Source organism: Natronomonas sp., assembly GCF_036625485.1.
Taxonomy (GTDB): Archaea; Halobacteriota; Halobacteria; order Halobacteriales; family Haloarculaceae; genus Natronomonas.
This window is the reverse complement of the sequence record NZ_JAZKTR010000140.1, coordinates 1-6,059: the sequence shown is the minus strand read 5'-3', so window position 1 is coordinate 6,059 and position 6,059 is coordinate 1. Positions and strand designations below refer to the sequence as shown.

Genomic DNA, 6,059 nt, shown 5'->3' with positions numbered 1-6,059 from the left:
TGGTCGTTCGAGGAGTAGCTTCCGTTTTATAAGTAAAGCTTGGCAGTCTCTTGACCGCAAACACACAGAAAGCCCTCGACCCGCTGGCGGTCGCTAATCAGGATATCCTCGCTCGCTCCGCTCGCTCGGATAGGGCCTGATTAGCGACTATATAAACGCCAGCGCGCCTCGCCCTTTCAGTTCACCGAGGACCGCAACCATACCTGCCCTTCCCCGGGTTGCGCGGGCTGGGAGACGGCGAAGCCGTCTCCGTTCGAGGCGGCCGCAGGCCGCCTCGCACGGCCCGCGGACCTACATCGCGGCGCGTAGCGCCGCGCATGTCGCGCGACGGCCCAAAGGGCCGCACGCGCTCCCGGCCAGTTGAGTTTATAAATGGCGCGCGCTGACCGACCGCCGCGAACGCATCCGTGAGCGGCGGTCGGACAAAATCGTGCGAGGGACGACCGAGCGAAGTCGTTCGAAAGGCGCGAAGCGCCTTTCGTGATGACGAAAGACGCCTTTGGCGTCTTTCGAACCACGAGGGAGTCGGTTGGGGAGGAGTGTGGCTGCGGTTTGCGGTGCGGTCCTCGGCGGAATCGAAGGGCGAAGTCGGCTGGCGCTTGCATGGTCGTCTGAGCGGCCACTATCCGAGCGACCGAAGGGAGCGAGGATATGCCGCTCAGCGACCGCCAGCCGGCTGAGGGCTTCGCAGACGTATGGTCGAGACCGTTTGCAGTTTATACATATCCAAACTCAGAGTGTCCCCCATCCACTTTCCGACACGGAGAGGTTCAAGCGTCTGGAGGCCCAACGAGCCCCTATGAGCGAGAACGAAACCGCGACGCTTGCGGGGGGCTGTTTCTGGTGTATCGAGGCGGCGCTGAAGGAGTTGCGGGGCGTCGAATCGGTCGTCTCGGGCTACGCCGGCGGCCACGTCGAGGACCCGAGTTACGAGGCGGTCTGCCGGGGCGATACCGGCCACGCGGAGGTCGTACAGGTCGAGTTCGACCCGAACGTCGTCTCCTATCGCGACCTGGTGGAGGTCTTCTTCACCATCCACGACCCGACGCAGTTGAACCGGCAGGGGCCGGACATCGGCGAGCAGTACCGCTCGGCGGTCTTCTACCACGACGACGAACAGAAGCAGACGGTCGAGCAAGTCATCGAGGACCTCCAGCCGCTGTACGACGACGACATCGTCACCGAAGTCGCGCCACTGGAGGAGTTCTACCGGGCCGACGACTACCACCAGGACTACTTCGAGAAGAACCCCAACGACACCTACTGTGTCGTCAACATCAACCCGAAACTGAAGAAGATCCGCGAGAAACACGCCGAACTGATGGCCAGTTAGGGACGGCGAACAGGCTGCTACCGACCGTCCCTGGATGGTCCCGTCGAACGGGACCCCGCCCCCATCTCTTTATATCCGCGCTTCGAGGGGTCGGATATGTACGACCGAATCCTTCTGCCGACCGACGGAAGCGACGCGACGAACCCTGCCGTCGAGCAGGCCATCGGCCTCGCCCGGGAGACGGGCGCGGAACTGCACGTTCTCTTCGTCGTCGAGGACATCCCCTACGCGCCCGAGATGATGGACGACCGCGTCGAGGACCAGCTCCGAACCATCGGCGAAGAGGCCATCGAGCAGATTCGAGAGCGAGCCGACGAGGAGGGCGTCGACCTCGTCACCGCCATCCGCGAAGGCGCGCCGCACAACTCGATTCTCGGCTACGCCGACGAGGAGGACATCGACGCCATCGTGATGGGCACCCACGGCCGCAGCGGGCTGGACCGCTACCTGCTCGGCAGCGTCACCGAGCGCGTGGTCCGGACCGCGGACGTGCCCGTGTTGACCGTCCGGAAGAGCGAAGAGGAATAGCCCTACCGGAGGCCGAAGGCCCGAACCGACGCGTAGCCGGCGACGACCGCCAGCGAGGCGGCGCCGACCGCGACGAGGAAGTAGATGGGTGCGGTCGTGGCACCGTAGGCAGTCGCCTGTATCGCGCCGAAGGCCGACATCGCCGCGAGCCACAGGAAGGCGACGCCGAGAACCGCCTCTCGAACCTGGATGAATCCCTCCCCGGGGTCTTCGGCCGGCCGGTCGCTCATATCGGAACGCGGGTGTCCGGACCGATAAGCTCTCGCTTCCCGGCGGGGCCAAACTATTACTCGCAGCGGCGCACATCGCCCCCCATGCCAGAGCTGTCCGTCTCCGAAGCGCAACTCCAGCGGCTCGAATCCGTCCGCGAGGACCTCGAAGCCGCCTACGTCGGCCCGTACGGGACCATCAGCCGCGAGGAAGCCCTCGAATACCTGCTGGATACCTACACGCCGCCGGAGGAACACGACGCGGCGGCCGACGACGCCGCCACCGAGACCGGCGATACGGGTGGAGAAACCGCCGAGCCCGAAAACGAGACGACAGCGACTGATGCCGAGAGCGACACCGATGCCGACCCAGCAGGCGACCTCACCGACATCGCGGGCGTCGGCGAGGCGACCGCCGAGGCGCTCGTCGATGCCGGCTTCGACTCGATAGCCGCGGTCCAGGACGCCGACCCAACCGACCTGACCGCCGCGGACGGCATCGCCGAGAAACAGGCCATCGATATCAAAGCCGAGGTGGCGGGCTTCGACGGGACGGAACACGAGGACGGAGCAGCAGATGAGGGGGAGGCGACGGAGACCGATCCGGGGCCGGGCGAAAGCGAGAACGAAAGCCCCGAGAACACCCTCCAGCAGGCGATGAGCCTGCTGGACCAGCACGACGACAAGTGGCGGGAGAGTTCGGGCGACGAACCCTACGAGGTCGACCTTCCGGATGGGGGGACCGAAGCCGTCCGCACGAAGGACGACATCAAGCGGTTGCTGTTCAAACACTGGCGGTGACCGGAACTACTGATAGGCTCGCGGTCGCTACGGCCGACTGATGAGCCTTCTCGACGGACTCCGACGGTGGTGGCGACGACGCTTCGGCAGCGGCGCTGATGCCGAGGAAGGCGGAACCGAGGACGCCGACGCGGCGAGCGAATCATCGGCGGCGGGCGACTACGAGTGTGCGATTTGCGGCACCAGCGTCGAGGGCCCCGATGCGTCCTGTCCCGTCTGCCGGTCGGGCGATATCGTCGCGGCCGACCGCGATACGACCGACGGTCGGTCGGCGCCGGCCGCCACACGCCAGCACGTCGAGGAAAACGACGATGACACCGTCGAACGCCTCCAGCAGGTCCGCGACAGTAGCGAGATTCTCGACGCACACGCGGACCGCTGGGAGCAAACCGACGAGGGGTTCCGGGTCGAAACACCCGATGGCGAGGTGACGGTTCCCTCCAGAGTCGAGGTGGCCGCCCTGATCGAAGACCACTACGAATAAAGGCGCTGGCGGTCGGCTATCGGCCATGAGCGTCGAGCTATCACGCGACGGACGCGTCGGCACCATCACCATCTCGAACCCCGACCGGAAGAACGCCGTCGACGCCCCGACGGCGGCGACGATGGCCGACTACGTACACGAACTGGCCTACGACGACGACATCCGGTGTGTCGTCGTCACCGGCGAGGGCGACGCCTTCTGTTCCGGCCTCGATCTGGCGGGCGATATGGGCGGCGGCGACGTGATGGCGGAACTGGAGAACGGCCTCAACGCCATCGCGCTCGGCCTGATGCGCATGGAGAAACCGACGGTCGCGCGGGTGCCCGGTCCCGCGGTCGGTGCGGGCGCCTCCCTCGCGGCGGCCTGTGATTTCGTCTACCCAGTCGAGGGCAGCTTCTTCGAGTGGGGCTTTACGAACATCGGACTGGCGCCGGACACCGGCGCGACCTACATCCTCCCGCGACTGGTCGGCCTCCGGCAGGCGCTGGACCTGATGATCACGGGCAAACGCGTCGACGCCGACCGCGCCGTCGAGTTGGGCATCGCCAACGAGACGATTCCCGAGGGGGACTTCGATGCGGTCGTCGACGAGCGCGTCGAGACGCTGGCCGGCCGGCCGACGATGGCCGTCGCCGCCGCCAAACGACTGGCCTACCGGAATTTCGGCCGGTCGATGGAGGAGGCGCTCCGGGAGGAGGCCATCGCACAGGAGACGATGATAGAAAGCGAGGACTTCATGGAGGGTGTCGCAGCCTTCATGGCCGACCGGGAACCCGAATTCGAAGGGCGATAGGCCGCTAACGCGCGTGGTGACGCGCTCTCTGGGACACGTTTTATACCCCTCGCATGCGGGGATATAACCCGATACGCCCGGGCGTCCTGGTCACACCCGTATGACACAGATTCGGGACGATAGCCGAGAACTGCGGATCAGCGAGGACACCGTCGGCGGCGGCTACTTTAAACACGCCGTCTACAACCACTGGGACCCCTACGAGGACGTCGAGGCCGAACTCCTCGAAACCGACCTCGAACGGAGCGTGAACTCGGAGTTCACCGAAGCGGAGTACTTCGAGACGATGCAGTACCTCGCGCTGTTCGGCGCCGGCGAGGAGGCCGTCACCGAGGACCTCGCGCCCCTGATGGTCGCACTGGAGGATATCAACGACCAGATGTTCATCTCCAGCCAGATCTACGAGGAGGCCAAGCACACCCAGTTCTTCGACCGCTACTGGCGGGAGGGCATCTACCCCATCGCCGAGGAACAGGGCTTCGAGAAGGTCGCACCCACCGACCAGCGCTTCTTCCCCGACGGCTACGTCGACCTCTTCGACCGCACCGAGGAGGCGATGGAGACGCTTCTGACCGACGACACGCCCGAGAACCGCGTCCGTGCGTACTGTCACTACCACCTCGTCGTCGAGAGCGTCCTCGCACAGACCGGCTACTACGGCATCACGAACGTGATGGGCCCCGACGACGACAACGAGGTCTCCCTCCGCGAGGAACCGACGCCGCACCTCCCCGGTCTCGTCGAGGGTATCAACTACATCCGCAGCGACGAGGGCCGTCACGTCGGCTTCGGGATGCAGAAGGTCCAGAGTCACATCGCCGAGGACGACGTCGACCCCGATATCGTCCAGGAGACGCTGATGGAACTCATGCCGCTGGTCGCCGAGACCGTCTCCGTCGGCGACGGCATCGTCGATCCGATGCCGCTGGTGAACTACGCCCGCGACAAACTCTCCCGGCGCATCGACATCATCACCGACGCGCAAGCGGCGATTCCGCCCGTCGAGGAACTCGTCGCGCTGGACGACGACCCCGCGGCCGCCGATTGAATCATACGGACCGTTGTAACGGTTCAGCGGTCATCGCCGACCGTGCTGGCGGTGTCGGATAACAGACCACAACGGTCCGTATCAGCGGTCGGGGTCGACGTTCGCGATATCGTCACCGCGGGAAAGTGCCGCGATGCAGTCCTCGATGCTGTGGTGGGTACCCTCTTGCCAGCACGGATAGAGTCCTCGAACGGCGCCGTCGGCCCGGAGGGCGATGCAGACCGCCGGGAGTTCGACGATGGAGTCGGTGCTTCCGGTTGCCGCCCGTCGCTCGAAGAACGGTTCGAGCGCGCGCCGACCGACGGCGTCGACGAATTCCCGATAGGTTTCGAGCGGCGGTTCGGCGTCCTCGCCGGCCGACGACGTCACCTGCTCTGGCCACTCGACGACGGGAACCGGATCGAGAACGCCCGCGGCTTCGAGCGTCTCGAAGACCTCGTGGACCGCTCGCTGGCGGTCCGAGACGTACGACGGCGGGTCCTCGCGGACGTAGACCGTGATCTCACCCACGAGGTCGACGCGGTCGGCGACGTTGACCATCGCTGCGTCGTCCCCACGAGCCGTTTTCGCGTCTATCCCTCTGAGCATACCCATCGTTGAGTACGCCTATCTAAAGCACTTTGTATGACCAATCGGCCACTATTGTGGTATAGAAATAACTATACGATATATCTTTGCCCATTTATTATAAATATACACCATACTATCAGCTATCAAGTTGAATATTGAAAATTCGTGGTGAGAAACCACGAAACACGGACCGGGACGTCGTCGAAGCCCGCGGCCGGGCGGGGGCGCCGGCAGCCAATGGATGATAACCCCCCCCTTAGGGCGGGGGGTATACAGAGCCACCGGCCCCCGCC

8 protein-coding genes are annotated in these 6,059 nt (G+C 65.0%); 6 read left to right on the top strand and 2 right to left on the bottom strand.

Features of this window, described 5'->3' with window-relative positions; translation table 11 throughout:
* The first annotated feature begins 799 nt into the window (after positions 1 to 799).
* Positions 800 to 1,333: a peptide-methionine (S)-S-oxide reductase MsrA gene (msrA, locus tag V5A53_RS12000; protein ID WP_332313852.1), complete on the top strand. Its 534-nt coding sequence runs from the start codon at positions 800 to 802 to the stop codon at positions 1,331 to 1,333.
* A gap of 96 nt (positions 1,334 to 1,429) precedes the next feature.
* Entirely contained in the window at positions 1,430 to 1,861 is a 432-nt protein-coding gene (locus tag V5A53_RS11995; protein ID WP_332313851.1) for a universal stress protein, read from the top strand.
* A gap of 2 nt (positions 1,862 to 1,863) precedes the next feature.
* Here the strand turns inward: V5A53_RS11995 and V5A53_RS11990 are convergent, their stop codons facing one another.
* Positions 1,864 to 2,091, bottom strand: coding sequence for a hypothetical protein (locus V5A53_RS11990; RefSeq protein ID WP_332313850.1), 228 nt, complete (start codon positions 2,089 to 2,091; stop codon positions 1,864 to 1,866).
* A gap of 84 nt (positions 2,092 to 2,175) precedes the next feature.
* Between V5A53_RS11990 and V5A53_RS11985 the strand changes: the two genes are divergently transcribed.
* From V5A53_RS11985 to V5A53_RS11970, 4 genes are all read left to right on the top strand, one after another.
* The gene (locus V5A53_RS11985) at positions 2,176 to 2,871 is read left to right on the top strand and encodes a helix-hairpin-helix domain-containing protein (protein WP_332313849.1); all 696 of its coding nucleotides are present in this window, start codon (positions 2,176 to 2,178) and stop codon (positions 2,869 to 2,871) included.
* Positions 2,872 to 2,911: 40 nt separating this feature from the next.
* Positions 2,912 to 3,355: a hypothetical protein gene (locus V5A53_RS11980; RefSeq protein ID WP_332313848.1), complete on the top strand. Its 444-nt coding sequence runs from the start codon at positions 2,912 to 2,914 to the stop codon at positions 3,353 to 3,355.
* Between the two features lie 25 nt (positions 3,356 to 3,380).
* A complete protein-coding gene (locus tag V5A53_RS11975; protein WP_332313847.1) occupies positions 3,381 to 4,148 on the top strand; it encodes an enoyl-CoA hydratase/isomerase family protein in 768 nt (255 codons plus the stop codon).
* 100 nt (positions 4,149 to 4,248) lie between these two features.
* Positions 4,249 to 5,196, top strand: coding sequence for a ribonucleoside-diphosphate reductase (locus V5A53_RS11970; RefSeq protein ID WP_332313846.1), 948 nt, complete (start codon positions 4,249 to 4,251; stop codon positions 5,194 to 5,196).
* A gap of 81 nt (positions 5,197 to 5,277) precedes the next feature.
* Here the strand turns inward: V5A53_RS11970 and V5A53_RS11965 are convergent, their stop codons facing one another.
* Positions 5,278 to 5,784, bottom strand: coding sequence for an HTH domain-containing protein (locus V5A53_RS11965; protein WP_332313845.1), 507 nt, complete (start codon positions 5,782 to 5,784; stop codon positions 5,278 to 5,280).
* Between the last annotated feature and the right edge of the window lie 275 nt (positions 5,785 to 6,059).

What these genes read in the sequence shown, in the direction of transcription:
- msrA (WP_332313852.1), top strand. Translation starts at nt 800, where the DNA reads ATGAGCGAGAACGAAACCGCGACGCTTGCGGGGGGCTGTTTCTGGTGT.
- V5A53_RS11995 (WP_332313851.1), top strand. Translation starts at nt 1,430, where the DNA reads ATGTACGACCGAATCCTTCTGCCGACCGACGGAAGCGACGCGACGAAC.
- V5A53_RS11990 (WP_332313850.1), bottom strand. Translation starts at nt 2,091, where the DNA reads ATGAGCGACCGGCCGGCCGAAGACCCCGGGGAGGGATTCATCCAGGTT.
- V5A53_RS11985 (WP_332313849.1), top strand. Translation starts at nt 2,176, where the DNA reads ATGCCAGAGCTGTCCGTCTCCGAAGCGCAACTCCAGCGGCTCGAATCC.
- V5A53_RS11980 (WP_332313848.1), top strand. Translation starts at nt 2,912, where the DNA reads ATGAGCCTTCTCGACGGACTCCGACGGTGGTGGCGACGACGCTTCGGC.
- V5A53_RS11975 (WP_332313847.1), top strand. Translation starts at nt 3,381, where the DNA reads ATGAGCGTCGAGCTATCACGCGACGGACGCGTCGGCACCATCACCATC.
- V5A53_RS11970 (WP_332313846.1), top strand. Translation starts at nt 4,249, where the DNA reads ATGACACAGATTCGGGACGATAGCCGAGAACTGCGGATCAGCGAGGAC.
- V5A53_RS11965 (WP_332313845.1), bottom strand. Translation starts at nt 5,784, where the DNA reads ATGCTCAGAGGGATAGACGCGAAAACGGCTCGTGGGGACGACGCAGCG.